Source organism: Mesorhizobium sp. ISC15 (assembly GCF_037162615.1).
In the GTDB taxonomy this organism is placed as follows: domain Bacteria; phylum Pseudomonadota; class Alphaproteobacteria; order Rhizobiales; family Rhizobiaceae; genus Mesorhizobium; species Mesorhizobium mediterraneum.
Genome location: NZ_JAVSPX010000001.1, coordinates 2,952,714 through 2,978,179 on the forward strand (window position 1 = coordinate 2,952,714; position 25,466 = coordinate 2,978,179).

The 25,466-nt window shown below is 61.5% G+C and carries 23 protein-coding genes and 1 pseudogene; 19 read left to right on the forward strand and 5 right to left on the reverse strand.

Annotation, left to right across the window (positions count from 1 at the left end):
• The first annotated feature begins 136 nt into the window (after nt 1-136).
• Nucleotides 137-385 carry a BBE domain-containing protein gene (locus RPG13_RS34950; protein WP_370453269.1) on the forward strand — a complete coding sequence of 83 codons (249 nt, stop codon included), beginning with the start codon at nt 137-139 and terminating at the stop codon, nt 383-385.
• Between the two features lie 158 nt (nt 386-543).
• Here the strand turns inward: RPG13_RS34950 and RPG13_RS14125 are convergent, their stop codons facing one another.
• Nucleotides 544-1,593, reverse strand: a complete 1,050-nt coding sequence (locus RPG13_RS14125) for a zinc-binding alcohol dehydrogenase family protein (RefSeq protein ID WP_337125333.1) — start codon at nt 1,591-1,593, stop codon at nt 544-546.
• A 104-nt stretch (nt 1,594-1,697) separates the two neighbouring features.
• Here RPG13_RS14125 and RPG13_RS14130 point away from each other — a divergent pair, with 104 nt between their 5' ends.
• The 10 genes from RPG13_RS14130 to RPG13_RS14175 all read left to right on the forward strand — a co-directional run bounded on the left by RPG13_RS14130 (nt 1,698) and on the right by RPG13_RS14175 (nt 13,888).
• A complete protein-coding gene (locus tag RPG13_RS14130; protein ID WP_337125334.1) occupies nt 1,698-2,081 on the forward strand; it encodes a winged helix-turn-helix transcriptional regulator in 384 nt (127 codons plus the stop codon).
• Nucleotides 2,082-2,444: 363 nt separating this feature from the next.
• Nucleotides 2,445-3,476: a substrate-binding domain-containing protein gene (locus RPG13_RS14135; protein WP_337125335.1), complete on the forward strand. Its 1,032-nt coding sequence runs from the start codon at nt 2,445-2,447 to the stop codon at nt 3,474-3,476.
• Between the two features lie 108 nt (nt 3,477-3,584).
• Complete coding sequence (locus tag RPG13_RS14140) at nt 3,585-5,126, forward strand: sugar ABC transporter ATP-binding protein (protein WP_337125336.1); 1,542 nt, start codon at nt 3,585-3,587, stop codon at nt 5,124-5,126.
• A gap of 19 nt (nt 5,127-5,145) precedes the next feature.
• The gene (locus RPG13_RS14145) at nt 5,146-6,135 is read left to right on the forward strand and encodes an ABC transporter permease (protein ID WP_337125337.1); all 990 of its coding nucleotides are present in this window, start codon (nt 5,146-5,148) and stop codon (nt 6,133-6,135) included.
• Between the two features lie 28 nt (nt 6,136-6,163).
• On the forward strand, nt 6,164-7,144 hold the full coding sequence (locus tag RPG13_RS14150; RefSeq protein WP_337125338.1) for a sugar-binding transcriptional regulator: 981 nt from the start codon (nt 6,164-6,166) through the stop codon (nt 7,142-7,144).
• Nucleotides 7,141-8,136, forward strand: coding sequence for an aldo/keto reductase (locus tag RPG13_RS14155; RefSeq protein WP_337125339.1), 996 nt, complete (start codon nt 7,141-7,143; stop codon nt 8,134-8,136). Before RPG13_RS14150 ends, RPG13_RS14155 begins: the two co-directional genes overlap by 4 nt.
• A gap of 18 nt (nt 8,137-8,154) precedes the next feature.
• Nucleotides 8,155-9,891, forward strand: a complete 1,737-nt coding sequence (locus RPG13_RS14160; RefSeq protein WP_337125340.1) for a glycerol-3-phosphate dehydrogenase/oxidase — start codon at nt 8,155-8,157, stop codon at nt 9,889-9,891.
• Entirely contained in the window at nt 9,864-10,706 is an 843-nt protein-coding gene (locus RPG13_RS14165; RefSeq protein ID WP_337125341.1) for a class I fructose-bisphosphate aldolase, read from the forward strand. The genes RPG13_RS14160 and RPG13_RS14165 overlap by 28 nt, the downstream gene beginning before the upstream one ends.
• A gap of 24 nt (nt 10,707-10,730) precedes the next feature.
• Nucleotides 10,731-12,242, forward strand: coding sequence for an FGGY-family carbohydrate kinase (locus tag RPG13_RS14170; protein WP_337125342.1), 1,512 nt, complete (start codon nt 10,731-10,733; stop codon nt 12,240-12,242).
• Nucleotides 12,206-13,888 (forward strand): GMC family oxidoreductase, encoded by a 1,683-nt coding sequence (locus tag RPG13_RS14175; RefSeq protein ID WP_164897480.1) that lies wholly within the window; start codon nt 12,206-12,208, stop codon nt 13,886-13,888. The genes RPG13_RS14170 and RPG13_RS14175 overlap by 37 nt, the downstream gene beginning before the upstream one ends.
• 212 nt (nt 13,889-14,100) lie before the next feature.
• Here the strand turns inward: RPG13_RS14175 and RPG13_RS34955 are convergent, their stop codons facing one another.
• Nucleotides 14,101-14,361: a helix-turn-helix transcriptional regulator gene (locus RPG13_RS34955; RefSeq protein ID WP_442921338.1), complete on the reverse strand. Its 261-nt coding sequence runs from the start codon at nt 14,359-14,361 to the stop codon at nt 14,101-14,103.
• Here RPG13_RS34955 and RPG13_RS34960 point away from each other — a divergent pair.
• From RPG13_RS34960 to RPG13_RS14190, 3 genes and pseudogenes are all read left to right on the forward strand, one after another.
• Nucleotides 14,347-14,577: a hypothetical protein gene (locus tag RPG13_RS34960; RefSeq protein WP_442921339.1), complete on the forward strand. Its 231-nt coding sequence runs from the start codon at nt 14,347-14,349 to the stop codon at nt 14,575-14,577. The two genes, RPG13_RS34955 and RPG13_RS34960, sit on opposite strands and share 15 nt — an antisense overlap.
• 1,302 nt (nt 14,578-15,879) lie before the next feature.
• Nucleotides 15,880-16,887 (forward strand): methyltransferase, encoded by a 1,008-nt coding sequence (locus RPG13_RS14185; protein ID WP_337125344.1) that lies wholly within the window; start codon nt 15,880-15,882, stop codon nt 16,885-16,887.
• Nucleotides 16,878-17,150 (forward strand): annotated as a pseudogene (locus tag RPG13_RS14190) (RES family NAD+ phosphorylase); the annotation flags it as partial. The gene RPG13_RS14185 and the pseudogene RPG13_RS14190, both read left to right, overlap by 10 nt.
• Before the next feature lie 52 nt (nt 17,151-17,202).
• Here the strand turns inward: RPG13_RS14190 and RPG13_RS14195 are convergent.
• Nucleotides 17,203-18,222: an LLM class flavin-dependent oxidoreductase gene (locus RPG13_RS14195; RefSeq protein WP_095486275.1), complete on the reverse strand. Its 1,020-nt coding sequence runs from the start codon at nt 18,220-18,222 to the stop codon at nt 17,203-17,205.
• 214 nt (nt 18,223-18,436) lie between these two features.
• Here RPG13_RS14195 and RPG13_RS14200 point away from each other — a divergent pair, with 214 nt between their 5' ends.
• The gene (locus tag RPG13_RS14200) at nt 18,437-18,691 is read left to right on the forward strand and encodes a helix-turn-helix domain-containing protein (RefSeq protein WP_095486276.1); all 255 of its coding nucleotides are present in this window, start codon (nt 18,437-18,439) and stop codon (nt 18,689-18,691) included.
• Nucleotides 18,691-20,016, forward strand: a complete 1,326-nt coding sequence (locus RPG13_RS14205; protein WP_337125345.1) for a type II toxin-antitoxin system HipA family toxin — start codon at nt 18,691-18,693, stop codon at nt 20,014-20,016. The genes RPG13_RS14200 and RPG13_RS14205 overlap by 1 nt, the downstream gene beginning before the upstream one ends.
• Nucleotides 20,017-20,396: 380 nt before the next feature.
• Here RPG13_RS14205 and RPG13_RS14210 read toward each other — a convergent pair whose 3' ends face one another.
• Nucleotides 20,397-21,185: a class I SAM-dependent methyltransferase gene (locus tag RPG13_RS14210; protein ID WP_292501365.1), complete on the reverse strand. Its 789-nt coding sequence runs from the start codon at nt 21,183-21,185 to the stop codon at nt 20,397-20,399.
• 163 nt (nt 21,186-21,348) lie between these two features.
• Here RPG13_RS14210 and RPG13_RS14215 point away from each other — a divergent pair, with 163 nt between their 5' ends.
• Genes RPG13_RS14215 through RPG13_RS14225 form a run of 3 tightly spaced genes read left to right on the forward strand, consistent with a single transcriptional unit; the run spans nt 21,349 to nt 24,267 of the window.
• Complete coding sequence (locus RPG13_RS14215; protein ID WP_337127019.1) at nt 21,349-22,431, forward strand: ABC transporter substrate-binding protein; 1,083 nt, start codon at nt 21,349-21,351, stop codon at nt 22,429-22,431.
• Nucleotides 22,421-23,488: a FecCD family ABC transporter permease gene (locus RPG13_RS14220; RefSeq protein ID WP_126103123.1), complete on the forward strand. Its 1,068-nt coding sequence runs from the start codon at nt 22,421-22,423 to the stop codon at nt 23,486-23,488. The genes RPG13_RS14215 and RPG13_RS14220 overlap by 11 nt, the downstream gene beginning before the upstream one ends.
• The gene (locus tag RPG13_RS14225; protein ID WP_095486281.1) at nt 23,482-24,267 is read left to right on the forward strand and encodes an ABC transporter ATP-binding protein; all 786 of its coding nucleotides are present in this window, start codon (nt 23,482-23,484) and stop codon (nt 24,265-24,267) included. Before RPG13_RS14220 ends, RPG13_RS14225 begins: the two co-directional genes overlap by 7 nt.
• A gap of 47 nt (nt 24,268-24,314) precedes the next feature.
• Here the strand turns inward: RPG13_RS14225 and RPG13_RS14230 are convergent, their stop codons facing one another.
• Nucleotides 24,315-25,259 carry a lipid kinase gene (locus tag RPG13_RS14230; RefSeq protein ID WP_095486282.1) on the reverse strand — a complete coding sequence of 315 codons (945 nt, stop codon included), beginning with the start codon at nt 25,257-25,259 and terminating at the stop codon, nt 24,315-24,317.
• Between the last annotated feature and the right edge of the window lie 207 nt (nt 25,260-25,466).

Sequence of the window (25,466 nt, forward strand, 5' to 3'; positions counted from 1 at the left end):
CATCGCTGCCCATGCCGAGCACGGCTCGAAGACCCCGAGCGAGCTGTCGCTGATGCATCTCTACCCCATCGACGGAGCGGTTCAGGACGTGGCTCCGGACGCCACCGCCTGGGGGGCGCGTCGAGCGCGTTGGTCCATGGTTATCGCGGGCATCGATCCCGACCCGACGAAGGCGTCGGAGCTGAGGCGCTGGGCAAGCGAGTATTGGGCCGCGGTGCACAAGCACAACCCGCATGGCGGCGCCTACATCAACTTCATGATGGATGATGAAGGTGAAGCGCGCGTGCGCGCCGCCTACGGTGCCAACTATGAGCGGCTCGTCTCGGTTAAGCGCAAATACGATCCGGCGAACCTCTTCCGCGTCAACCACAACATCCGGCCGTAAGCCGGGCTGAGCCTGTCCGTCTTTGGGTCACGCCGAGGCGGACAGGCTTGTGGCATGCGAAAGCCGGTGTCGCGTTCCATCGAGGGCTGACCGGAAAGCGGCCCTTACGAACTGGAAATGCAAGACAGCAATTGGCCTGCCATCATCAGCCCTCGCCGTCATCGTCGCGGGTAGTGGCGCGCCCCCATTTCGGTCGACAATCCCTCTAAGACGACTTTTCCCAACATGCGGCCGCCCTCAACAAGCCGATGCGCCTCCAGAAGACTGCTGGGCGTGAGCTTTCCAAGGTCGGTCGTCACTGTGGAGCGCAGGACACCGGAGTCAGCGAGCGCCGAGACCTCTTCGAGAATCCTGTGATGAGCGACCATGTCGGCACCGCCAGAATGAGGTCGCGTCACCACGTCCTCCCAATGCAACGAAGCGCTTTTCGACCGAAGCGGCGTCGCATCAAGGATTGCATGGTTGGTGATGACTCCGACCTTGCCGTAGGGGGCAATGATCGCTGCGATCGCAGCCCAATGCTGCTCTGTCTGGTTGAGGGCTGCGATGTGGGTGATTGCCGAAGCGCCTGTAGCGGCAAGCTCCTCGATCATCGATCGCGAATGATCGATGACATGGTGCGCCCCGAGCGACAGGCACCACTCCCGGCTCTCGGGCCGTGAGGCGGTCGCGATGACGGTCAGGCCGGTGAGGCGTCGCGCCAGCTGGATCAGCATCGAGCCGACACCGCCCGCCCCGCCGATGATCAGCAGCGTGCCGCCATCGTGCAGCCTTCCGGGCGTAACGTCGAGGCGGTCGAACAGTAACTCCCAGGCCGTCAGCGACGTAAGAGGCAGCGCTGCCGCCTGCATGAATGTGAGCCGGGCCGGCTTGCGACCCACGAGACGTTCGTCTACCGCGTGCAATTCCGCATTGGCACCGGGCCGATTGAGATTGCCCGAATAGAAGACTTCATCGCCTGGGCGAAAGAGCGTGACGTCGGCACCAACATCGACAACGACCCCTGCAACATCCCAGCCGAGGACGTCGATCTCTTCGCCTAGGAAAACCTGGCCGTTGCGGATCTTGGTATCGACCGGATTGACAGAGACCGCGCGTACCGAGACCAAGAGATCGCGCGGGCGCGGCTTGGGATACTCTTTGCTGATCTCTACGAAGCATTGAGGGTCGAACAAGGCGGAGCCTGGACGGTAGCCGATAGCCTGCATGGGAATTCCTTTTCGATGCTGAAACACCGAGCAAATTGCCATTGCGACAGACTTTGCCAATACGGCTGTTTGGCGTATTAACTTCCCAAAAGGGAACCGTCGGGATGAAGCTAAAGCACTATGTTGATGTGCCGGGGTGCCCGGTGGAGGTTACGCTCGACCTTATCGACGGGCGTTGGAAGGGCGTCGTGCTATTTCATCTGTTCGACGCCGGCTGCTTGCGCTTCAACGAGCTGCATCGCCGTGTACCCGGTATCACCGCACGGCTTCTCACCAAGCAACTTCGGGATCTGGAGGAGGCAGACCTGGTCAGCAGGACGGTCTATGCCGTAGTTCCACCGCGGGTGGAGTACCGCGTCAGCGAGGAAGGTGAAAGTCTCCGGCCTATTGTGGAGATGCTTTCGAAATGGGGCGAGGCGCGGCTCGAGCGCCAGCGTACGAAGCAGGCTGCAACTCACGCCCGCCGGACTGTTTCGCGGAATTCATAGATAGCGGCAGCATGCGGACTTTGAGATGGCGCAATGCGACCTTGAGGTTGGTGACCTCCGACACAAATTAATAATAACTGCAATATCAATAGCATAGTGGAAGTCGAGCTAGGGTCATGCTCCGGCGCCGGTCCACATGCACGAGGTCAGCCGCTGCGATGGCGAGCATGGTGTCTCGCTCGGCGGATGCACCAAGCAAGTATGAAATATATTTCTGCATATGAAGTTTATTGACAGTTGAGCGAACTCCTGCAAATGATCAACTGCTGGGCCTCGGGAGGAGGTTCGGTGTCAGCAACCATGAGCGGCGGCACGTAAGTGTCCGACCGTCCAATTGACCAGGCTTCGGCCGAGGGAGGATTCTTGCGCAAATTTTTGAGCATGCTCGCCATTTCGGCAGCAGCCACCACTGTGTTGGGGGCAAGCCACGCCGCGGCCCAGGCCGCGAACCCGTTCAAATGCGAGCCGGGTGAAAAATACGTCATGAACGTCATGGTTTCCGGCGTCGAATATTGGTTCCCGGTCTACGAGATGTTCAAGCAGGCTGGACAGCAGTTCGGTTGCGAGACCGAATACACCGGAACGCCGGAATACGACGTGAATAAGCAGATAGCGACATTCGACCAGGCGCTGGCTCAGAAGCCGGCTGGCATCCTGGTGCATCCGATGAACTCCGATCCATTCATCGAGCCAATCAATCGGGCCATAGACCAGGGAACGGCAGTAGTCACATTCGCCGCAGATTCGCCCAACTCCAGACGAGTATCCTACATCACCTCCGACAACGTCGCCGAAGGCACCTATGCCGCCGATGCCGTTGCCAAGGCGATGGACGGCAAGGGTGAATACGCGGTCCTCGAAAACCCCGGACAGGATAATCACGACAAGCGCATCGCCGCCTTCATCGCCCGCATGGAAGCCAAATGGCCGGATATGAAGCTCGTCGGCCGCGCGGCTTCGAACCAGGACGCGACGAAGGCCTATCAGGCCGTGCTCAGCCTCGCCCAGGCGCATCCCGAACTGGGCGCAGTGTTCATGCCGGAAGCCAACTCGGCAATCGGCGCAGCGCAGGCCGCGAAGGAGGGCGGCGGCAAGATCCGAGTTATGCTGGCCGACGTCAACGCCAAGATCCTCGATATGATCAAGGCGGGCGAAATCTTTGGCTCGGTCAACCCGAACCAGGGCATGCAGGGCTACATGGGATTCATGCTGCTGTGGCTGGCCAAGCATCCTGAGCTGATTGATCCGATGAACGACGCCCGGCGATCCGGATTCAACAGCATGGGCGTGCCTTTCGTCGACAACGGCTTTTCCATCGTCACTGCGGAAAACGCTGACGATTTCTATTGGGATGCCTACCTCACGCGGCGCGGCACCAAGGGCATCGAGGAGTAAGCCCCGCCGTCTTCGGAGTTCTCTCGGAAATGCTCGAACCGAACGGGGCGCGCTCGCGCCCCGTCGACCGGGCCATTATCGTCAATATCAACGCTGCAGGGGGACGGGGTGACTGCCGCCGCCATTCTTGAAATCCGCGACATCTCGAAATCCTTCGGCGCTATCAAAGCGCTGACCGGGGTCGATTTCACGCTGCAGCGGGGCGAAATTCACGCGCTGTGCGGCGAGAATGGCGCGGGCAAGTCCACGCTGATGAATATCATCGCCGGCATTGTGCAACCCGACGAAGGCACCATTCATCTCGAAGGCAAGGACATCACCATCGCATCGCCATCCGCCGCGCAGCGGCTTGGCATAGGGCTCGTCCATCAGGAAATCGCGCTCTGCCAGGATGCTACGGTCGCCGAGAATATTCTCATGGCGGCGATCAACAACCGGCGCGCGCCCCTGATGAATTTTCGTCGGCTCTACGCCGATGCGCAAAAGATAATGGACCTGCTGGCGCCGATCCCGGTCGAGACGCCGGTCGCCGAGCTTTCGATTTCCAACCAGCAACTTGTGGAAATCGCCAAGGCGTTGACGCTCGAATGCCGCGTGCTGATGCTCGACGAGCCGACAGCCGCCCTGACCGAGACCGAGGCGCGGCGCCTTTTCGCAATCGTCCGCGATCTCAAGGCGCGCGGAATTTCAATCATCTACATCAGCCACCGCATGGCCGAGATCTTCAGCCTGTGCGACCGCGTCACGGTCTTTCGTGACGGCAGATATGTGGCGACCGATTTGATCGCTTCGGTCACTCCCAATGATGTCGTTCGCAAGATGGTCGGGCGCGAAATCACGCAGCTCTATCCGCAAAAGCTCTCGCCTGAACGGCGCGGCGACCGTCCTGTGCTGTCGGTCGGGAACCTCTCCTATCGACAGGGTTCGGACGGCGTCAGCTTCGCGCTTCGTGCAGGCGAAATTCTTGGCATCGGCGGATTGATTGGCGCCGGCCGCAGCGAGATGGTTCAGACCGTTTGCGGCTTGCGCCCGAAAGTGTCGGGATCGGTCGAACTCAATGGCGAGCCGGTCTGCATCAGGACCTACAGCGATGCAGTGCGCGCGGGCCTGGTCTATCTCTCCGAGGACCGCAAGGCGTCGGGCCTGTTCCTGGACCTGTCGATTGCGTCGAACATCTCCGCGCTGGACCTTCGGAAACTGACCACACCCCTTGGGCTGCTCGATCGCCGCGCCGAGGCAAAGCAAGCCGTCGACCTGGTGGAGCGCCACGGTGTGCGGATGGGCGGCATCGAGACACAGGTGTCGACGCTCAGTGGTGGCAACCAGCAGAAAGTGGCCATCGCCAGGCTTCTTTCGGTTGGCCCCAAAGTGGTCATTCTGGACGAGCCGACACGCGGGGTCGATGTCGGCGCCAAAGTGGAAATTCATCGCCTGCTTCGCGACCTTGCCGAGCGGGGCGTCGGCGTCATCGTGATTTCATCCGAGCTTCCGGAATTGATCGGGCTCAGTGACCGGGTGCTTGTCATACACGAAGGGGCCATCGTTGGCGAATTAGGGGCGGACGAATTGACCGAAGAGGCGATCATGCTGCTGGCTTCGGGTGTCCGGCAGCAACGATCAAACGCAAGGCAGGCTCACAATGTCGCTTAGACAGACCGGAGGAACCCTCATGGACGCTGAAATCAAGGCGTGCGCCCCGGGGCTCGGCGGGCGCAACTGGCTGCGTCTGGGGTCAATGCGCGAAGCGGGGCTGATCGCAATCATGCTGGCGCTGTGCATCGCCATGACATTCGCCTCGCCGCATTTCCTGACCTGGGGAAATTTCCGGGCCATGCTGATGAGCTTCTCCATTGAAGGCATCGTCGTGGTCGGCATGACGATACTCCTCATTGTCGGCGGCATCGACCTTTCCGTCGGGTCGGTGGTCTGCTTCTCCATGGTCGTGTCAGGCGCTCTCTTCCTGATGGGACTGGACCCGTGGACCGCGAGCCTCATTGGCATAGGCGCGAGCGCGCTGATCGGCGCGGCGATGGGCTTCTTCGTGACCGTCATCGGGCTCAATCACTTCATCACGTCGCTGGCGGCAATGGTCATCGTGCGCGGTCTTTGCCTTGTCATCACCAAGGGAACCCCGCTTTCGCTGTTCACCCTGCCGCCCGGGTTCAAGGCGATCGGCCAGGGCAGCTTCGGCAACGTGCCTTATGTCATCGTCATCTTTGTCGTGGTCGTGGCCATCTTCGATTTCCTGCTTCGGCGCGCCACCGCGTTCCGCAAGGTCTTCTATACCGGCAGCAACGAGAAGGCGGCTCAGTTTTCGGGCATCAAGACCAAGCAGGTCAAATTCTGGGTCACGGTCCTCTGCTCGACCCTCGCGGGCTTTGCCGGCGTCATCTACATGTCGCGGTTTGGCGCTGCGACCCCGACCTTCGGCGCCGGCATGGAGCTCAACATCATCGCGGCGGCCGTGATTGGCGGGGCATCGCTCAATGGCGGCTCGGGCACCATCTTCGGCGCCATACTGGGCATGGCGCTGCTCTCCGTCGTCACAAGCTCGCTGATCCTGCTCGACGTCTCCGTCTATTGGCAGGACATGATCAAGGGATGCATCCTGCTCGCGGCGGTATCGATCGACCATTTCCTGCACAGCAGGAAATCCTGAGCAGCAGCGCTAGAATTGAGCATCCATCATGGCACCAACCAATTCGCGGGACGACATCACGATCGTCCGCCAGATGTATCAGGCGCTTGTGCTTCATTACATGGAAGCCAAGACCCAGGCTGAAATCGCCAAGGAGCTCGGCATCTCGCATGCGACCGTCAACCGGCTGATCAAGCGCGGTCATCAACTCGGGCTTGTCGAGATCAAGATCAAGTCGCCGATCGAGCAACTGGTCGACATCGAGGCGCGACTTGTCGCGATAGGCGGCATCCAAAGGGCCGTCGTCGTCCCTTCCGTATCGGACAATCCGCAGACCGCGCTCCAGCGCGTCGGCGAGGCCGCGGCCCGGCTGGTGCTCGAGACGATCAAGGACGGCGATACGATTTCCATAACCGGGGGCAAGGGGGTGAGTGCCGTCGTCGCCGGCCTCAAGCCGAACCGCAGCTATGACGTCGAGGTCGTTCCCGCGACCGGCCTGGTCCAGGGCAAGCATTACACCGACGTCAATCATGTCGCGTCGCTGATGGCCGACAAGCTCGGCGGGCGCGCCTATCAGATTCACGCGCCGCTGTTTGCCGACAGCCCGGCCCAACGCGACATGTTGATGGGCGTCCGGGCCGTATCGGACGTCTTCAGCAAGGCGCGGGAGGCAACGCTTGCGGTCGTCGGCATCGGTTCCATCCTGACCGACGATTCGAGCTACTACGATCTGCACCCGTCCTCAAGCGCCGACCGGCTGGCCATCGAGCGCTCGGGCGCGGCGGGCGAACTGCTCGCCCATCTCATAGACGGCAACGGCAAGCTCGCGGACTACCGCCTCAACCACTCACTCGTTTCGCTGACACTCGAGGAATTCGCGACCATTCCGCAGTCGATCGGGGTTGCAAGCGGCGCAAGCAAGGTGGTCCCGATCCTCAGTGCCATGCGCGGCTCCCACCTCGATATCCTCGTCACCGACGAAACCACCGGCTTGAAAATCCTCGAGCTCGCCGAAGGAAATGCAGCATGAATTCTCGACAAATCACCCGCTCGATCGGCAAGTCCGGCGTTGTCACTTCGGCAGTAGGGCTCGGCACCTGGGCCATCGGCGGCTGGATGTGGGGTGGCACCGATGAAGCAGAATCGATCGCTGCGATCCAGGCGTCCATCGATGCCGGCGTCTCGTTGATCGACACCGCGCCGGCTTACGGTCTCGGCCGCAGCGAGGAGATCGTCGGCAAGGCCATCAAGGGCCGGCGCGACCGCGCGGTCATCGCCACCAAATGTGGCCTGAACTGGCATACGAAAAAGGGCAACCACTTCTTTGATCAGGACGGAAAGCCGGTGAACCGATATCTGGGCGCCGACGGCATCGCTTATGAAGTGGAGCAGAGCCTGAGGCGGCTCGGCACCGACTATATAGATCTCTACATCACCCACTGGCAGGACCCGACGACATCCATTGCCGAAACAATGGAAGCGCTCGAACGCCTTAAATCAGCTGGCAAGATCCGCGCCATCGGCGCAAGCAATCTCAACGCCGCCGAGCTGCAGCGTTATGTAGGAGCTGGCCAGCTCGACGCGATCCAGGAGAGATATTCGATGCTGGATCGCGAGATTGAGCAGACATTGCTGCCGTTCGCGCGCCAGCGTCAAGTTGCTGCGCTCAGTTACTCGTCGCTTGCGCTCGGCCTGCTTTCGGGTGCGATCGATCCGGCGCGTGAGTTCAGCGGCGACGACCAGCGCAAAGACAATCCGCGCTTCTCTCAGGCCAACCGGCGCAAGGTAGCGGCTTTGAAAGATGCGCTGACTCCGGTCGCGGAGGTCCACCAGGCAAGCATGGCGCAGATCGTCATCGCTTGGACGCTGGCGCAGCCCGGCATCACCTTCGCGTTGTGTGGGGCGCGAAACGCGAAGCAGGCGGTCGACAACGCCAGGGCAGGGGAGATTTCGCTGAGCGCCGCGGAACTGGCGGCCGTCGATGCGGCGGTGGCCGGGCATCTCGTGGCGATAGATGCGTGATCGAAAGCGCATCCTGAGATGAATCGCATCCAGACGATCGCCGGCTTGCGCGAGAACCCCGATGTTGACGTGCTCGTCATAGGCGGCGGCATTAACGGCATCAGCGTGTTTCGCGAACTCGCTTTGCAGGGCGTCGATGTGCTGCTCGCGGAAAAGGGCGATTACTGCTCCGGCGCCAGCGCAGCCCTCTCGCGCATGGTTCATGGCGGCTTGCGTTATCTTGAAAACGGTGAGTTCAAGCTGGTCCGCGAATCTCTGCTCGAACGCGACCGGCTGTTGAAGAACGCGCCGCACTATGTCGCGCCATTGCCAACCACGGTGCCGATCTTCGACCTGTTCTCAGGCATAGCAAATGGCGCAGTCCGCTTCCTTGGGCTAAGCCGTCGTCCGGGCCGGCGCGGCGCATTGGTCATCAAGACCGGCTTGGCGATGTATGACTTCTTCACCGCCGCACGGCGTGTCGTCCCGATGCACAAATTCAGGAGCCGCGCTGAGACACTCAAGGTCTGGCCTGCAATCAATCCTGCTATTCGCAATTCTGCGACATACTATGATGCCTGGGTCAGCCACCCCGAGCGGCTGGGTACCGAGATGCTGTGCGATACCATGAAGGAAAAGCCGTCCGCTCGGGCGCTCAACTATGCACGCGTATCGCTCGGTGACGCGAGCCTGGTGCTTAACGACGGACTATCCGGCGAAACGGTAGCCGTGAAGCCGCGGCTCGTCGTCAACGCAACAGGCGGCTGGATCGACCTGACCAATTCAGCGATCGGAGCCGTTGCGCCGAAGCTTATGGGCGGCACCAAAGGTTCGCATCTGATCGTCGACAATCGCGAGCTTCATGACGCGCTCGACGGGCACATGATCTATTATGAGAACGAGGACGGCCGGATCTGCATCCTGTTTCCCTATCTCGGCAACGTGCTGGTCGGGTCGACGGATATCCGTGTCGACGATCCCGATCAGGCGCGCTGCATGGATGACGAGCGGCAATACATTCTTCAGTCCCTGTCCTTCGTGTTTCCTGGGATCGAGATCGCCGATGCCGATATCGTCTTTCAGTTCACCGGAGTGAGGCCGCTGCCGATAAGCCAGGACAGTTTTACCGGGCGCATCCCCCGCGATCATTTCTGCGAGCTTGTCGAGGGTGCCGGTATCGTGCCGCCGACGCTCTGCATGATCGGCGGGAAATGGACGACCTTCCGATCGTTCGGCGAATTGGCAGCCGATATCGTGCTCGAGCGATTGCGCCGGCAGCGCATCGTCGGCACCGAAAACATGCCGATCGGCGGCGGCCGGAATTTTCCGATTGCGCCGACAAAATGGTGCGCAGAACGCGCGGCGGCACACGGCCTATCGCTCGACCGTATGCGCAGCCTTTTCGAGCGCTACGGTACCGCGGCGGATACCGTCGCCGCCTATATGGCAGCGGGACATGACGAACTCTTGCCCGGCAGCGACTACTCGGCCCGGGAGATTCAATATCTCATCGCCAATGAATATGTCGAACAGCTGGGGGACCTGCTGCTCCGTCGCACGACAATCGCCATCACCGGTGCGCTCTCGGCCGACCTTCTCGATGCGGTTCTCGATATTCTCGCTGTCGAAAAGAACTGGGACGCCGCGCGCAAGGCATTCGAGCGCACCGATTTCCTCGCTTTATTGCAACGCCGGCACGGCGTCGATCTCGACCAGCTATCAAAAAAAGACCAAGGAAGGAGCGCCGAATGCGCATCAACAAGAAAGTCCGCATGAACCGGTTGTTCGGCGGAGCGCGCTGTCTCGACGTCGCAATCGACCATGGCGTGTGCAACGAGCCGTCGTTCCTGGAAGGGCTAGAGGATATGGCCGGCGTCGTCGCCCAGCTGGTCGCTGCGGGCCCGGACGCCATTCAGATGAATTATGGCCAGGCCGATCTGCTGCAGTCCTTGCCCGGCAAGGATAAGCCAGCATTGGTCATGCGCATAGACATGGGCAATCCATACAACAAAACCCGCCATCGCTCGATGTGGGCCATCCTGCAGAACGAAGCCGAGCCGCTGATCGGCGCGCTGGAAATGGACGCGGCTTGCGTGGTCGTCAATCTGTTCATGCTGCCCGATGAGCCGGACCTATTCCGGCAATGCGTCCACAACATTGCCCGCGTTCGCGCCGACTGCGAAAAATACGGCCTGCCGCTGATGATCGAACCGCTGGCAATGCTGCCCAACTCGGAGCGCGGAGGCTACATGGTCGACGGCGACCCCGAAAAGATCGTCACCCTGACCCGGCTCGCAAGCGAGATGGGCGCCGACATCATCAAGGCGGACCCGACCACCGATCCGAACGATTTCCACCGGGTCGTGGCGGCGGCGCGCTGTCCTGTCCTTGTGCGCGGTGGGGGCAGAGAGGATTTGCGCACCGTCTTCGATAAGTCGGCGGCGCTGATGGCGCAGGGCGCGGCAGGCATGGTCTATGGCCGCAACATATACCAGCATTCCAACCCTCGTGCCGTCGTGAGAGGGTTGATGGCGATCATCCATGAGAATGCGGACGGCGCGGCGGCCTGGGAGCTCTACCAACAAGAATAACCCTGGCGCTTAGGAGGAGCTTCGATGCAGCAATACATTCTGGGTCTCGATGCGGGGAATACCGTCATCAAGGCCATCATCTTCGACGCCGCCGGTCGCGAGCTTGCGCTCGCCGCTCGGGACGGCCGCTCCTGCATGCCGAAGCCCGGCCATGTCGAACGGGATCTCGGCGAATTGTGGCGCAACGCCGTCGAGGTCATCCGCCAGTGCCTCGACCAGTCGGGCATCGACCCCCGCGACATCGCCGTGATCGGCTGCGCCGGCCACGGCAACGGGCTTTATGCGCTGGACCGCAGCGGCGACCCGCTGCTCGGCATCCAGTCGCTCGACACGCGCGGCGTCGGCATCGTGAGCGAATGGGCCGCCGCAGGCGTTGGCGACCGGACCTATGTCCATTGCCTGCAACGGCCCTGGGCGGCGCAGACGCCGACTCTGCTCGCGTGGCTCAAGCGTCATGACCCGGCGCTTTTTGCCCGAATGGGCACGGTTTTCCTGTGCAAGGATTTTGTCGTCAACCGCCTCACCGGCGCGCGCTCGACCGACACCTCGGATATGTCGGGCTGCGGGCTTTTGCACATGCCCGGCCGACGCTACGAGCGTGAGTTGCTGGCCGCCTACGGTCTCGACGATTGCATGGACCTGCTGCCCAACGTGCTGGAGGCCTCCGAGATCGCCGGCCATGTCACGCGCGATGTCGCCGCCGCCACCGGCCTTCGGGCGGGCACGCCTGTGGTGGCGGGCCTGTTCGACGTCGTCGCCAGCGCCATCGGTTCAGGCGTCACCAGCACCGGCGCCGCCTCCATCATTGCCGGCACCTGGAGCATCAACCAGGTTATCACCGAAGAGCCGATCCGCGATCCGTCGATCTTCATGCTGTCGACATTCGATCCGGTGCGCTACCTCGCCATCGAATCGAGCGCCACTTCGGCCGCAAATCTCGAGTGGATCGTGCGTGAGTTCTTCGAGCATGCGCCGGCAGGCGCATCGCCATTCGAGATATGCAGCGAGCTTGTTGCTTCCGTCGATCCCGCGGGAGACATGCCGATCTACCACCCATTCCTTTACGGCTCGCAGCAGAATGGCAAGGCGCGTGCAGGTTTCTACGGCATCGCCGGCTGGCACACGCGGGCGCATATGCTGCGCGCACTGTTCGAGGGTGTCGTCTTCGAACATCGGCGCCATGTCGAGACGCTGCGTCGAGCGGGAGCCACTGTCAGCCAGGCGGTTCTTTCGGGCGGCGGCTCGCGCAGCGCCATCTGGCCGCAGATATTTGCCGATGTGCTGAAAGTGCCGGTGACCGTGGCGCGCAGCCGCGAGACTGGTGCGCTGGGAGCTGCAATTGCAGCCGGGACCGGCGTCGGCTTGTTTGCCGACTTCTCTGCGGGCGTCGCCGCGATGACCGCGCCCGACCGCTTCTACAAGCCCAATAGCGAGATCGCACCGTTCTATGAGCAGCGCTATCGTCTGTATGGCGAGATCAACCAGGCCATGGGTCCGCTATGGGACAGGATGGCAAGCGAACGGACCTCAAATTGACACAGACCGTTGCCGATTTTGGACAATACGACTTCATCATCGTCGGCGCGGGTTCAGCCGGCTGCGTGCTGGCCAACAGACTGTCGGCCAATCCAGGCATGCGCGTGCTGCTTCTGGAGGCCGGCGGCAGTGACCGCTACCACTGGGTCAACATTCCCATCGGCTATCTCTATTGCATGGGCAACCCGCGCACCGATTGGCTGATGAAGACCGAGCCTGAAGCCGGGCTGAACGGTCGTGCGCTTAACTATCCGCGCGGCAAGCTTCTGGGCGGCTGCTCGTCGATCAACGGCATGATCTACATGCGCGGCCAGGCGGCCGACTATGACGGCTGGCGGCAAGCCGGAAATCTTGGTTGGGGCTGGGATGACGTGCTTCCATATTTCCGCAAGTCCGAGGACCATTTTGGCGGTGCGAGCGACCTTCACGGCGCCGGTGGCGAATGGCGCGTCGAGCGCCAACGCCTGTCCTGGCCAATCCTGGATGCCTTCCGCGACGCTGCCGAGGAACTCGGCATCCCCCGGACCGAGGATTTCAACGGCGGGACCAACGAAGGGTCGGGCTATTTCGAGGTCAACCAGAGGAAGGGCGTGCGCTGGAATACCTCGAAAGCGTTCCTGCGGAGCGTGCTTCGGCGGCCGAATTTGCGCGTCGTGACCGGCGCCGAGACCGAGAACCTAAATTTCGACGGAGCTTGCGTCACCGGCGTTGTCTTCCGCATGGGCGGTCAGTTGCATCGTGCGCGGGCAGGCGAGACGATACTTGCTGCTGGCGCGATCAATTCGCCGAAGCTGCTCGAGCTTTCCGGCGTCGGCCGACCTGCCGTGCTTGGCTCAGCAGGAATCCCGGTTCGCCACGCATTGGGTGGCGTCGGCGAGAACCTGCAGGATCATCTGCAGATCCGCACTGTCTTCAAGGTCGCCAATGCCTCGACGCTAAACCAGCGCTACCACAATCTGCTCAGCCGCGCGGCCATGGGCGTCGAATACGCCGTCCGTCGCACCGGACCGCTGTCGATGGCGCCGAGCCAGCTTGGCATCTTCGCCAGAAGCGACCCACGCCTGGAGACGCCCGATCTCGAATACCATGTTCAGCCATTGAGCACCGACCGGCTGGGCGAGCCGCTGCATCGCTTCCCCGCGGTCACGGTTTCGGTCTGCAACCTCAGACCGGAAAGCCGCGGCACTGTCCACATAGAGACGCCCGATCTGCAGACTGCCCCGAAGATCCGGCCGAACTATTTGTCTACCGAGGGAGACCGGACGGTGGCTGTAGCATCGCTCCGCCATGTCCGCCGCTTGATGAAGGCGCGCGCCGTTGCCCGTTTCGCGCCTGAGGAAATGCTGCCCGGCGCACAATATGAAGGCGATGAAGATCTCGTCCGCAAGGCTGGCGATATCGGCACGACGATTTTCCACCCGGTTGGCACCTGCAAGATGGGCGCAGACCCGATGGCGGTTGTCGACGGCCGGCTGCGGGTGCACGGCATTTCAGGCCTGCGCATCGTCGATGCTTCGATTATGCCGACGATCGTTTCCGGCAACACCAACTCTCCAGTGGTGATGATCGCGGAGAAGGCATCGGAAATGATCTTGCAGGACGCAACCACAAGAATGATCCTCGGTGGCGCATCTGCGCCAACCTAGGCTGACACCTCTTGACTTGAGGATCAGGGTGCCGATGCGCCAATCGCGCCATCAGCGCCTTCGCGGCGATGGACCAAAGTAGCCAGCAGTGCCCAGTCCTGGGCTGGCACACCGCCGCGGGACGCCCGAATCGGCCAACAGCATCGGCGTATGGTCGAACTTCAGGTCCCTCAGAGGCTTCGCGGGCGACATGCCCAAACACTCATTGGCTGTTAAAAGCCGAGCGTCCCCTGGCGGATATCGGAGGGTGTCGCGCCGTAGAGCCGCCGGAAGGCGCGATGAAAGTAGGAGAGATCCCCGAAGCCGGCTTCGAATGCGATCGAGCTGATCGTCCAGTCGGCGTAACGTGGATCACTGAGGAGCCGACGGGCGCGCGCGAGACGCTGATCGAGCACGAAGGAGGAAAACGTCCTCCCCTCGGTCTCGAACAGCTTTTGAACGCAGCGTGGCGTGACGCCATGGCGCAGCGCCACGGCGCCGACGGTGAGGTCGTGGCAGCCGAGATTGCTGACGATATCGGCCTTGACAGCCTTGAGCCGTGCTGCACGCAGGCCGCGACCTTCGGTGATCGCCGCGGCATCCCGGGTCGCGCCGATCGCCAGCGCGACGAGGTCTTGGATATGGGTTGCCGCAAGGTTCGCAACCGCGGCGTTAAGGGCTGGTCCACATCCTCAAGTGTGGCAGCGTAGCTGACGAGCAATCGCAAGGAATCGACTGTCGACGGAATGGGTTTGCAGATCGCGTCCTCCACGTTGCCGACCATCGGGGCGAGCACATCGTGCGGGGTGCGAAAGGCGATCCGGCGTTGACGTTCACGAGGAATTGCAAGGCCCGGCTCAGCACATGCAAACACTGCGGCCTCGCCCGCACTGATCGTGCACTCGCGGCCGATTTGGTCGACCGTTTGGGCGCCGGATAAAGCCACAAACAGAACGATGTCGTCGCTGTCGATCAGCGCCGGTGTGCGCCTGTACTGCATGCCGGCAGCTGCTCCACTGGCAATGTCTACACCGGGCAGCGCACGCAGCGTGATGCTTGCGTCAGGCGAGCTGTCCGGCACGGGGTCAATCTCGAATTTCGTAATCGCGCGCCCGAGCACTTCGCGCCAAAACTCGAAGCGGTCCGGCTCTGGCAACCCCTCGGTTGAAAAGCAGATTGACGCAAACTCGGCGGCTGAGGAGGCCATTTAAACCCTCTCTGTGCTTCCCGATTTGTGCAGAATTGCAACTTATCGACGAGAAATACAACTTTCCAGTAAAAAATCACGTTTTCGCGCGAGTCCATAATCGCGTTCGCTTCTGCCCACGACTCGACGAGCCGGGTTCGGTAGCATCAACAAACATGGTGATCGCACACGGTGAAAAACGCCACGACCTTTCGAAGCGATAAACGAACGACGCTGCGATGGCCTGTTGATCCACGGCAGTTCTCCGAGTCTACGCAGCGCAGGAAGGAACCCGACGTTCCGTTTGGTGGCAGTATTCAACATGCGTTTGTCATGGCCGCCACAACTCAAGTCTCGCGGCGGCGAGGTTGCCCGGCCGTGCCTTGGCGCAAACGCCTTTGTGCTGCCTCTTTCCAGGGGGGCGCAGTGTCCTGATCCCAAGCGAACGCACGAGCCGACCCGCAAATGACTTCTGAGCAGAGGAGGAGCCAGATGATCTGGAAAATCCGAAGAGTGCACGTGGAATGGAGATTCGTCCACGAAGACGCTCTCAGTCCTCATTCATTCCCACCTCCCGTCAAGGCGTGCGGGGACGACGCTGCAAGATGGCGTCAGTGGTTGCGCGACCCACTCTCGCATCCAGATCTCGAGGTGATGTCGCTGACCCAACTCGCCGACCTCCCGTTCGACCCGCGTCGTTTCAGCCGGGAATGAGGCCGGCCAGTTCTGTTGTTTTCAAATGGACAACCGCCATAGGCAAAAGGCTCACCTGGCCGCGAGAGTTTCCACTTCAATGCAAACAAAGTGGCTCACGATGAAACATGACATGTCGAACACCCTTGCCGACATTTCCGACGTGCAAGACGTCCTGGCGATGACACTCGGCGTAGCGAAAACCCACGTACTTGGCGTCGCTGCAGAACTAGGCATTGCCGACCTGCTCAAGCACGGCCCCCGGTCGGTCGCGGAAATCGCCGCGACAACGAAGACAAATCAAGGCGCGCTGCTGCGTCTGATGCGCGTTCTGGCCAGCCTCGGTATTCTGGAAGAACCGACGCCCGGCATGTTCGTCAACACCAGCAAGGGGCGGCTCCTTCAGACTGGCGCGCCACGCTCGGTCCGCCACTATGCCATGCTGATGGCGCAGGAGTGCTTAGCCGCCTCGTGGCCGTGCCTGCTGCATAGTATGCGCACCGGCGAGAGCACGTTCGAGAAGACGAACGGCCATGGGATATACGAGTACTTCCGCATGAACCCAGCGGCGGGAGCAGTCATGAATCAGGCCATGAGCGAGATGTCCAGCCAGGAAGGCGTAGCCATTTGCGACGCCTACGAATTCGCACCGGACCTTTCGGTCGTCGACGTCGGCGGCGGGCGTGGCGGACTTTTGCTGAGCATTCTCGAAGCCCATCCGGGCATTAGGGGAACGCTGCTCGATCTGCCGCACGTGGCCACCGAGGCGCAGGAGATGCTGGCGGCGCGCGTCGTTGATCGGTGCAAGATCGTCGGCGGCGACTTCCTTCGTGAGGTCCCGGGTGGCGGTGATCTCTACATTCTGAAGCGCATTCTCGTAGACCAAACCGACGATACGGCAATGGCGGTGCTGCGGAACGTCCGCACCGCCATCGCCCCACAAGGCGCCCTGCTGATCGCCGACCCGGGCGTAGAGTCCCTCTACGGCCGGAGCTTCGACATGCTCATGCTCATGATTTTCGGGGGAAAGCTCCGCAGCGAGTCTGATGTTGCGGCGTTGTTGGAAAAAGCCGGCTTCCGGCTCACGCGAACGATGAAAACTGCATCTGCAATCCATCTGGTCGAAGCGGTGCCGATCTAGGCACTGAACTATCGCCAATATGGAAGAGGGCCCGGCATTTGCAGCTCATCGCCTGGGCGACGGCTCTCAGCGGGGGAGAGCGTCCTGCGTCCTGGTCCATCTATGACCGACTGCGACCTCAAGGCATCGCCGGTATTCTGATTCCGAGTTTTGCTCCGGGCGCCGAGACGGAGGACCGCAACCTGGTGCTGTGGGACTGGGGTCCGGATCTTTCGCACAAAGTGAACGTGTTCGATCCGAGCGGCCGGCTGCCGAAGGACTAGCTGTCCTGGCGATGAAGCATTCGCGGAAGGGCAGGGGCTTTGGCCGCAAGCGTCAGCGCCAGCCCAGGGCCGGGGCGACATGGGTCAGGATCGCCTCGATGACATGCGCGTTGTAATCGACGCCGAGCTGGTTGGGAACGGTGAGCAGCAGCGTGTCGGCCTCCGCAACGGCCTCGTCCTTCTTCAGTTCCTCGATGAGGTCGTCCGGCTCGGCGGCATAGGTGCGGCCGAACACGGCGCGCCTGTCCGCTTCGATGTAGCCGAAATGATCCTCGCTCTCATTGCTGCCGAAATAGGCGCGGTCGCGATCGTCCACCAGCGCGAAGATGCTACGGCTCACCGACACCCGCGGCTCGCGTTCGTGACCGGCGGCTTTCCAGGCCGCACGAAAGGCCCGGATCTGTTCGGCCTGCTGAATGTGAAAAGGCTTTCCGCCCTCGTCGAATTTGAGCGTGGAACTCTGCAGGTTCATTCCCAGTTTCGCCGCCCATTCCGCGGTGGCATTGGTCGCGGCGCCCCACCAGATCCTGTCGCGCAAACCCTCCGAGTGTGGTTCGACGCGAAGCAGGCCGGGCGGGTTTGGAAACATCGGCCGCGGGTTCGGCTGGGCAAAGCCTTTGCCGCGCAAGACTTCGAGCAGCACTCCCGTGTGCCGCCGGGCCATGTCGGCGTCGCTCTCACCCTCCTGCGGGGCGTAGCCGAAGTAGCGCCAGCCGTCGATCACCTGCTCGGGCGAGCCGCGGCTGATGCCCAGCTGCAGACGCCCGCCGGCGATCAGGTCGGCGGCACCGGCGTCCTCGGCCATGTAGAGCGGGTTCTCGTAGCGCATGTCGATCACCGCTGTGCCGATCTCGATGCGGCTGGTCTTGGCGCCGACTGCCGCCAACAGCGGGAATGGCGAGCCGAGTTGCCGTGCGAAATGATGCACACGGAAATATGCCCCGTCGGCGCCCAGCGCCTCGGCAGCAACGGCAAGCTCGATGGATTGCAGCAGAGCGTCGGAGGCTGATTGCGTCTGCGATTGCGGCGAGGGCGCCCAGTGTCCGAACGACAGAAACCCGATTTTTTTCATGAGAATGCCACGTCAGAGTGAAAGGCGTTCTCGTTATCTAGTTATTGAACCGCTCGCCTGCCACGCCAATTCCAGACCTGCGGCTTTGGAAGCGCCATACGCAAACGCGTATTTTCGTCTTTTATACGCCTTCGCGTATATCTAAATTTTAAACGCGAACGCGTATATTGACAGTTTATACGCTCTCGCGTATATTGATGTGTGGAGGACTGCTATGACCGATCAGATCGCCCGCACAGAAAAACAGCTTGGCGCCATCCTGCGCCGCGCGCGAAAACAGGCACGGCTGAGCCAGGGGGCGCTAGGCGAACAAATCCATCTGCGCCAGGGCACTGTCTCACGTCTGGAAGCGGGAGAGCCCGCTGTCCAGCTGCGCACTTTAATGGAAGCGCTTTCGGCTCTGAACCTTGAACTGGTCGTCCGGCCACGCACCCAAGGCAGTGCCGCCGATATCGAGGACCTGTTCTGATGGCACGGAAACGCGCTCACGCTCCTCTCAATGTCTTTCTGAACAACCGCCACGTCGGCGTCCTGCGCCGTGAGGCGACAGGTGCTATCGACTTCCAGTACGGACGCGACTGGCTGAACTGGCGCGGCACGTTCCCAGTGTCACTGTCGCTGCCCTTGCGCGAGGATCGGTATATTGGCACCCCCGTCATCAATGTGTTCGACAACCTGCTGCCTGACAGCGACCTCATCCGAAAGCGCGTCGCCGAACGCGTTGGCGCAGACGGCACAGACGCCGTCAGCCTGCTGACGGCCCTCGGTCATGATTGCGTCGGCGCACTCCAGTTTCTGCCTGATGGCATCGAGCCGGGGACCGCCGGCAACACCGACGGCAAACCGATCACTGACGACGAGATTGCCGACATTATCAAGAATCTCGCGGCAGCACCCCTCGGCATGGGCGAAGACGAAGATTTCCGAATTTCGATCGCCGGCGCTCAGGAAAAAACCGCGCTGCTGCGTAAGGACGGCCAATGGTTCAAGCCGATAGGAACGACGGCAACCACCCACATCCTCAAACCGCAGATTGGGCAGCTTCCCAATGGCATCGACCTCTCCAACAGCGTCGAGAACGAATATCTATGCCTCAGACTGCTGCATTGGTTTGGTATCCCCACACCCCCCGTTGAAATCGCCGTTTTCGGGGAACGCCGCACACTGATCGTCGAGCGCTTCGATCGTGTTTGGGCAAGAGATGGGCGACTGCTGCGACTGCCGCAGGAAGACATCTGCCAGGCGCTATCGATCCCGCCGACAAGAAAGTACCAGTCTGATGGTGGTCCCGGTATGCGCGAGATCATCAACCTGCTCAAAGGCAGCGACACGCCTGACGCCGACATCACGACTTTCATGCGTGCGAGCATCATATTCTGGTTGCTCGGCGCAACCGATGGGCATGCAAAAAATTTCAGCATTTTCCTCGGTCCCGGCGGGCGCTATCGCATGACGCCGCTGTACGATGTGTTGACAGCGCAGCCGAGCCTCGACCAGGGCCAAATTCAACGCAAGAAATTCAAACTTGCGATGTCCGTCGGAACAAATCGCCACTATGCCATCAGTGACATCGTGCCACGACATTTCATGCAGACGGCCGATATTGCTGGTGTCGGCACTCCGGCGATGCGGGCGATTTTTGAAGACATTGAAGCCAATGCCGATCGGCAAGTACAAGCTGTTGTCGGATCGCTGCCCGGTAGCTTCCCCGATCAGCTTGTGACCTCGACAGTGGCGGCCATCAAGCACCGCAGCCAGCTCGTCGCAAATTCTCTGGAGGCTTCTCATCTCTGAGTTGGGGCAACGCCCGCGGATAGCAATCCTTGGCTGGGGCTCTCTGATCTGGGACAAGCGCCCCGAATTCGATGAAACATGCCCCTGGGAAGATGATGGCCCGGCACTTAAACTGGAATTCTCGCGTATTTCCGATACCCGAAAAGGGGCTATGACCCTGGTGATCGACACTGACTACGGTCAGCAGTGCATCGTCCAATATGCGCTTAGTACCCGCGCAAACCCGGCCGATGTCGTCGCTGATCTGCGCTGCCGCGAAGGTAAGCTAAAGCAGACTGGCACCTATTCGTTGGCGTGTCGCCGCCCCGCTCCTTTGAGGCGACGAACGGCTTCAAACGAAGCAGGCATGGAGCGACCGACGCTGGCAGCGCCGAGGGAGTTTACTTCGGCTTTGTCGCGCAGATCGCGAAACGGTGTTGGGTGGCTCGCTCGATCGCCTTAGGCCAACTCATCTGTCGAGCCTGAGCGCGATGGATCGCGCCCAGTTTCCAGTCGGCGACGGGCTGATCGAACCCGGCTTCGGCCAGCAAGCGCCTTATCTCTCCCGCCCGTGCGCCGCCTGAGAAATGGACGCGGGCAAGAATGCGTTTGTGGCGTCCGGCCATGGCGGTGCATTCATTGTCTGCGACCCGCGACTTGCCTGCCGTCAGCTTCTCCCAAACGTCCCGCAATCTCGTCGCCCAGTTGCGGCTGACGAAATCCCCGTCGATGACCAGCAGCTTGCCGCCGGGCTTCAGCAGCGAGAACCATTCGGCAAAGGCCGCCTTCGGATCCACCAGCGTCCAGACGAGGTGACGGGTGACGATGACATCGTAGCTCGCCTTGTCCTCGAGCGTCCGTTCGGCATCCCTCACGATGAAGCGGATATCGGCGCCGCGGTTTTGTGCCTTGGCGCGCGCCTTGGCGAGCATGGCTTCCGACCAGTCGAGGCCCGTCACCACAAATCCCAACTCGTGCATCAGATGCGAAATCACGCCCGTCCCGCAGGCGAGGTCCAGAGATGTCCGCCCTGCGCCTTGCCCAAGGTGCCTGCTTATGAGCGCATGCCAGGCAGCGCGCTCGCGCTCGGAAAAAATCTCGTGGCCGACCTGCAGGTCGAACGTCTCGGCGCGGTCGGACCAGTAGTCCCGAATTTCGTCGCGCAGCGAATAGTTTGCGTGAGCCGTCATCGCCCGAAACGCTCTCCCCCAAAGCCGTACATTGGGAATTGCTCTAAAAGATAATTCTTGATTACACAACTCATGTTTTCTAAGCCGTGGCGGCAAACTAAATCACGAGAGCACAATGATTTTGAAGTCGATATTTGCGGCCGCGGTCGCCCTCGCGGCGTTCATGCCGCTTACCCTCGGCGCGCGCGCCGAAACCGTCACCGACATTAGCGGCCGCAAGGTCGAGGTAAAGACGCCGGTTGAGAAGGTCATCCTCGGCGAAGGCCGGCAGATCTACCTGATTGCCGCGCTCGATACCGACAATCCGTTCAAGCGGATCGTCGGCTGGCGCGAGGATTTCTCGCAGGCCGATCCCGACAATTACGCCGTCTATCTGGAAAAATTCCCCTCGATGGCCACGATCCCGACCTTCGGCGGTTTCAAGGACGGCACCTTCGACATCGAGCAGGCCATCGCGCTTCAGCCGGACGTGATGATCATGAATATCGAGTCCAAGCAGGCAACCGAGGACGCGCAATACATCGAAAAGCTCGCCGCCGTCGGCATCCCGGTGGTCTATGTCGATTTCCGCGAGCATCCCTTCACCAACACCGAGCCGAGCATGCGCCTCATCGGCAAGCTCTTTGGCCAGGAGGAGCGGGCGGAGGCGTTCATCGCCTACCGCGCGGCCCAGATCGCGTGGGTCACCGATGTTATAGCAAAGAATGTTCCCAAGCGCCCAACCGTGTTCATCGAGCGCGCCGGAGGCTATTCCGACGATTGCTGCATGAGCTTCGGCAACGACAATTTCGGCAAGTTCGTAGAGATGGCCGGCGGCCAGAACATCGCGGCGGACCTGATCCCGGGCACGTTTGGCGCGCTCAACCCCGAACAGATCATCGCAAGCGATCCCGACCAGGTGATTGTGACGGGCGGTAACTGGGAAGCGTATGTGCCGGGCGGCAAATGGGTCGGCGTCGGTCCCGGCGCGGACGAGGCGGAGGCACTGAAGAAGCTCAAGGGTCTGACGGAACGGCCCGCGCTAACCGGCGTCAAGGCGGTGGAAAACGGGCAGGTCCACGCCATCTGGCACCAGTTCTACAACAGCCCCTATCAGTTCGTCGCCATCCAGCAGATGGCCAAGTGGCTGCACCCCGACCTGTTCGACGATCTGGACGCCGAGGCCACCTTCAAGGAGTTGCACGAGAAGTTCCTGCCGGTCGAGTACAGGCCTGGCCATTGGGTCTCGCTCTCCAATGAGCAGTGAGCCAGCGGCATTGTCGGCAAAGGAAGGGCGCGGCCTCTACCGCGCCCTCGTCCTGCGCAAGCAGCTTATCCTCGCAGGCCTCGTCCTGGCGCTGCTCCTGAGCCTTTGCGTCGACCTCGCCCTCGGCCCTGCCAGCTACAGCCTCGACCAGGTGGTCCTCGCCCTCGTTTCTCCGGGCAGCGTGCCGCTTCAGGTGCGCGTGGTGCTGTGGGAAATCCGGCTTCCCATCGCGCTGATGGCGGTGGTCGTGGGCGCATCACTGTCGGTCGCCGGGGCGCAGATGCAGACCATCCTGAACAATCCGCTCGCCAGTCCGTTCACGCTCGGCATTTCGGCGGCGGCCAGCTTCGGCGCCGCGCTTGCGCTTGCCTTCGGCGTCGCGCTCATCCCCGCCGCGATCGAATATGTCGTGCCGCTCAACGCCTTCGTGGTTGCGATGCTGACCGCGCTCGTCATCCACCTGCTGAGTCTCAAGCGCGGCGTGACGGTTGAAACCATCGTGCTTCTCGGCATCGCGCTCGTCTTCACCTTCAATGCGCTGCTGTCGCTCGTCCAGTATCTTTCCTCAGAGCAGGCGCTCGCCGCGGTCGTGTTCTGGACGATGGGAAGTCTCACCAAGGCCACCTGGCCCAAGCTCATCATCACCAGCCTCATCCTTCTCGCAACGCTTCCGATATTCGCGCGCCGCGCCTGGGCGCTGACGGCGCTGCGGCTAGGCGAAGACAAGGCCGCGAGTTTCGGGATCAAGGTCGCGCGCCTGAGGCTCGAAACCATGATGATGGTGAGCCTGCTCGCCGCCATTCCCGTCGCCTTTGTCGGCACGATCGGCTTCATCGGGTTGGTCGGCCCGCACATCGCCCGCATGCTGATTGGAGAAGATCAGCGCTTCTTCCTGCCCGCTTCCGCGCTTGCTGGCGCCCTCATCCTTTCGGCGAGCTCGGTTGCCAGCAAGTCGCTCATCCCAGGCACGATCTTTCCGATCGGCATCGTCACCTCGCTTGTCGGCATTCCCTTCTTCATCTCGCTGATCCTCTCGAATGTGAGGCGCTCATGGTAACGATCAGGCTCGATGGTCTCGGAGCGTTTCACGGCGCGCGGCTCGTCCTTTCGGACGTTTCAACTCCCACTTTTCGGGGTGGCGAGGTGGTTGCCGTCATCGGGCCCAACGCAGCGGGCAAGTCGACGCTTTTCAAGCGCATCGCAGGACTTTTGAAGGGCCCGGGCCGCGTCTGCCTCGATGGAGCGGCCAAGGGACCGGACGGCATCTGCTACATGCCTCAGGATACGGCAGCCAACGCGGTGCTGACCGTCTATGAATCGATCCTGCTCGCCCGCAAGCAGGGCTCGGCCTGGTCGGTCGGTGACGGCGACCTCGCGCTCATAGACGGTATCCTGGCCGCGCTCAGCATCTCGGATATTGCCTTTCGCAATGTCGGAGAACTGAGCGGCGGGCAAAGGCAGGTGGTAAGCATCGCACAGACCCTCGCCCGCGAACCTGAAATTCTGCTGATGGACGAGCCGACGTCCGCGCTTGACTTGCACCGGCAGGTCGAGGTGCTGAGCTTCATGCGCGGGCTTGCACGCAAGCACGGGATTGCAGTGCTGATCGCAATTCACGACCTCAATCAGGCCCTGCGCTTCGCCGACAAATGCATCGTCATCGCCGACGGCCGGATGTTCGCCTGCGGTACGCCGGAAGAGGTCGTTACGCCGGCGCTCCTTCGTGACGTTTATCGCGTCGAGGCGCGGGTCGAGCGATGCTCGCGGGGCATCGGTCATGTCATGGTGGATGGGGTTGCGGATGAAACGGCAGCGGCTGCGTCGATAGCAGCTTAGCCATCAAACTTTAGGGTTGAAGTCGAATCGCCGAAGCGGAAGACTGATCACCCGCTATTTGCGCTGACCGCATCACGAAGCATTTTGGTGCGGGGCTGCAGGCGCGCGACGGCCGGCGCGAAGACCGAAATCGCCTTCGGGTGGACCTTGAAATGCGCCGGCGTCGAGGTGACGATCTCACCGTCAGTGTTCACCGGCATCGGCCTTTTCGTCTCGATGTCGAACTCGACGCATCTGGCCGTGCGAACCTCGCTCCAGGCGCCGTGTGTGCCTGAGCGGAACGAGCGCAGCATAAGCGCCATTTTCCAGAGATTCGTCATTTCCAGGCTGTACAGGTCGAGATGGCCGTCATCGATCTCCGCCGTCTCCTCGACGACGTTGCCGCCGCCATAGTGCCGGCCGTTGCCGACCGCTATCTGGTAGGTCTCGACTTCGGTCGTTACGCCCTTTTCGGTAATCCTTGCTTCGAAGTGGCCAGCCTTGGTCAACACTTTCATAGCCGCCAAGGCATAGCCAAACCTGCCGAAACGCTTCTTCAGCGCCGGATCGAGACCCTGGGCAAGGTCGGTGCTGATGCCGATGCTCGCAACGTTGAAGAAAGCGTGACCATTGACGGTCCCGACATCGATCAGACGCCTTCCGCCCTGTACAATCACGTCGGCAGCCTTCAGCAGATCCAACGGTATTTCGAGGGTGCGCGCCAGATCGTTCGCCGTCCCCATCGGAATGATGCCCATAGGCAGCCCGCTTTCCATGGCCGCGACCGCCGCCGAGGACACCGAGCCATCGCCGCCGCACACGATCACAAGGTCGGCCCTATGGCGAAGGCGCACGATGTCGCGTGCTATCTCGGGCAGCGCCTCAAACGTCTCGACGGTGACGCGAAGCCCACCGGCCTGCAGCCGCTCGACGACCGGTGCCATAGATTCCTGCCCGCGTCGCGCCTTTGAATTGACGAGCAGAAGCGCGCGTCTGGTCGTGATTTCGTTCATGCGGCGTAGATAGGGTGCTTGCCTGCGGATTACGACGCCAACAGGCGCGCCTGGGAAGACCCAGAGTTGAATTTTCGTAACAGCCCGAATTGCTGGTTGTCACATCCGATCAGGAATCGGCACAGTTGAGGACGCTGTGTGCACGTATCCACCGCGGCCAACTTGGCCGAACCTGACGCTCAAACATCCTTCGTAGGTCGACTTCTC

What these genes read in the sequence shown, in the direction of transcription:
- RPG13_RS34950 (WP_370453269.1), top strand. Translation starts at nt 137, where the DNA reads ATGGTTATCGCGGGCATCGATCCCGACCCGACGAAGGCGTCGGAGCTG.
- RPG13_RS14125 (WP_337125333.1), bottom strand. Translation starts at nt 1,593, where the DNA reads ATGCAGGCTATCGGCTACCGTCCAGGCTCCGCCTTGTTCGACCCTCAA.
- RPG13_RS14130 (WP_337125334.1), top strand. Translation starts at nt 1,698, where the DNA reads ATGAAGCTAAAGCACTATGTTGATGTGCCGGGGTGCCCGGTGGAGGTT.
- RPG13_RS14145 (WP_337125337.1), top strand. Translation starts at nt 5,146, where the DNA reads ATGGACGCTGAAATCAAGGCGTGCGCCCCGGGGCTCGGCGGGCGCAAC.
- RPG13_RS14150 (WP_337125338.1), top strand. Translation starts at nt 6,164, where the DNA reads ATGGCACCAACCAATTCGCGGGACGACATCACGATCGTCCGCCAGATG.
- RPG13_RS14155 (WP_337125339.1), top strand. Translation starts at nt 7,141, where the DNA reads ATGAATTCTCGACAAATCACCCGCTCGATCGGCAAGTCCGGCGTTGTC.
- RPG13_RS14160 (WP_337125340.1), top strand. Translation starts at nt 8,155, where the DNA reads ATGAATCGCATCCAGACGATCGCCGGCTTGCGCGAGAACCCCGATGTT.
- RPG13_RS14165 (WP_337125341.1), top strand. Translation starts at nt 9,864, where the DNA reads ATGCGCATCAACAAGAAAGTCCGCATGAACCGGTTGTTCGGCGGAGCG.
- RPG13_RS14170 (WP_337125342.1), top strand. Translation starts at nt 10,731, where the DNA reads ATGCAGCAATACATTCTGGGTCTCGATGCGGGGAATACCGTCATCAAG.
- RPG13_RS14175 (WP_164897480.1), top strand. Translation starts at nt 12,206, where the DNA reads ATGGGACAGGATGGCAAGCGAACGGACCTCAAATTGACACAGACCGTT.
- RPG13_RS34960 (WP_442921339.1), top strand. Translation starts at nt 14,347, where the DNA reads ATGGCGCAGCGCCACGGCGCCGACGGTGAGGTCGTGGCAGCCGAGATT.
- RPG13_RS14185 (WP_337125344.1), top strand. Translation starts at nt 15,880, where the DNA reads ATGTCGAACACCCTTGCCGACATTTCCGACGTGCAAGACGTCCTGGCG.
- RPG13_RS14195 (WP_095486275.1), bottom strand. Translation starts at nt 18,222, where the DNA reads ATGAAAAAAATCGGGTTTCTGTCGTTCGGACACTGGGCGCCCTCGCCG.
- RPG13_RS14200 (WP_095486276.1), top strand. Translation starts at nt 18,437, where the DNA reads ATGACCGATCAGATCGCCCGCACAGAAAAACAGCTTGGCGCCATCCTG.
- RPG13_RS14205 (WP_337125345.1), top strand. Translation starts at nt 18,691, where the DNA reads ATGGCACGGAAACGCGCTCACGCTCCTCTCAATGTCTTTCTGAACAAC.
- RPG13_RS14210 (WP_292501365.1), bottom strand. Translation starts at nt 21,185, where the DNA reads ATGACGGCTCACGCAAACTATTCGCTGCGCGACGAAATTCGGGACTAC.
- RPG13_RS14215 (WP_337127019.1), top strand. Translation starts at nt 21,349, where the DNA reads ATGCCGCTTACCCTCGGCGCGCGCGCCGAAACCGTCACCGACATTAGC.
- RPG13_RS14220 (WP_126103123.1), top strand. Translation starts at nt 22,421, where the DNA reads ATGAGCAGTGAGCCAGCGGCATTGTCGGCAAAGGAAGGGCGCGGCCTC.
- RPG13_RS14225 (WP_095486281.1), top strand. Translation starts at nt 23,482, where the DNA reads ATGGTAACGATCAGGCTCGATGGTCTCGGAGCGTTTCACGGCGCGCGG.
- RPG13_RS14230 (WP_095486282.1), bottom strand. Translation starts at nt 25,259, where the DNA reads ATGAACGAAATCACGACCAGACGCGCGCTTCTGCTCGTCAATTCAAAG.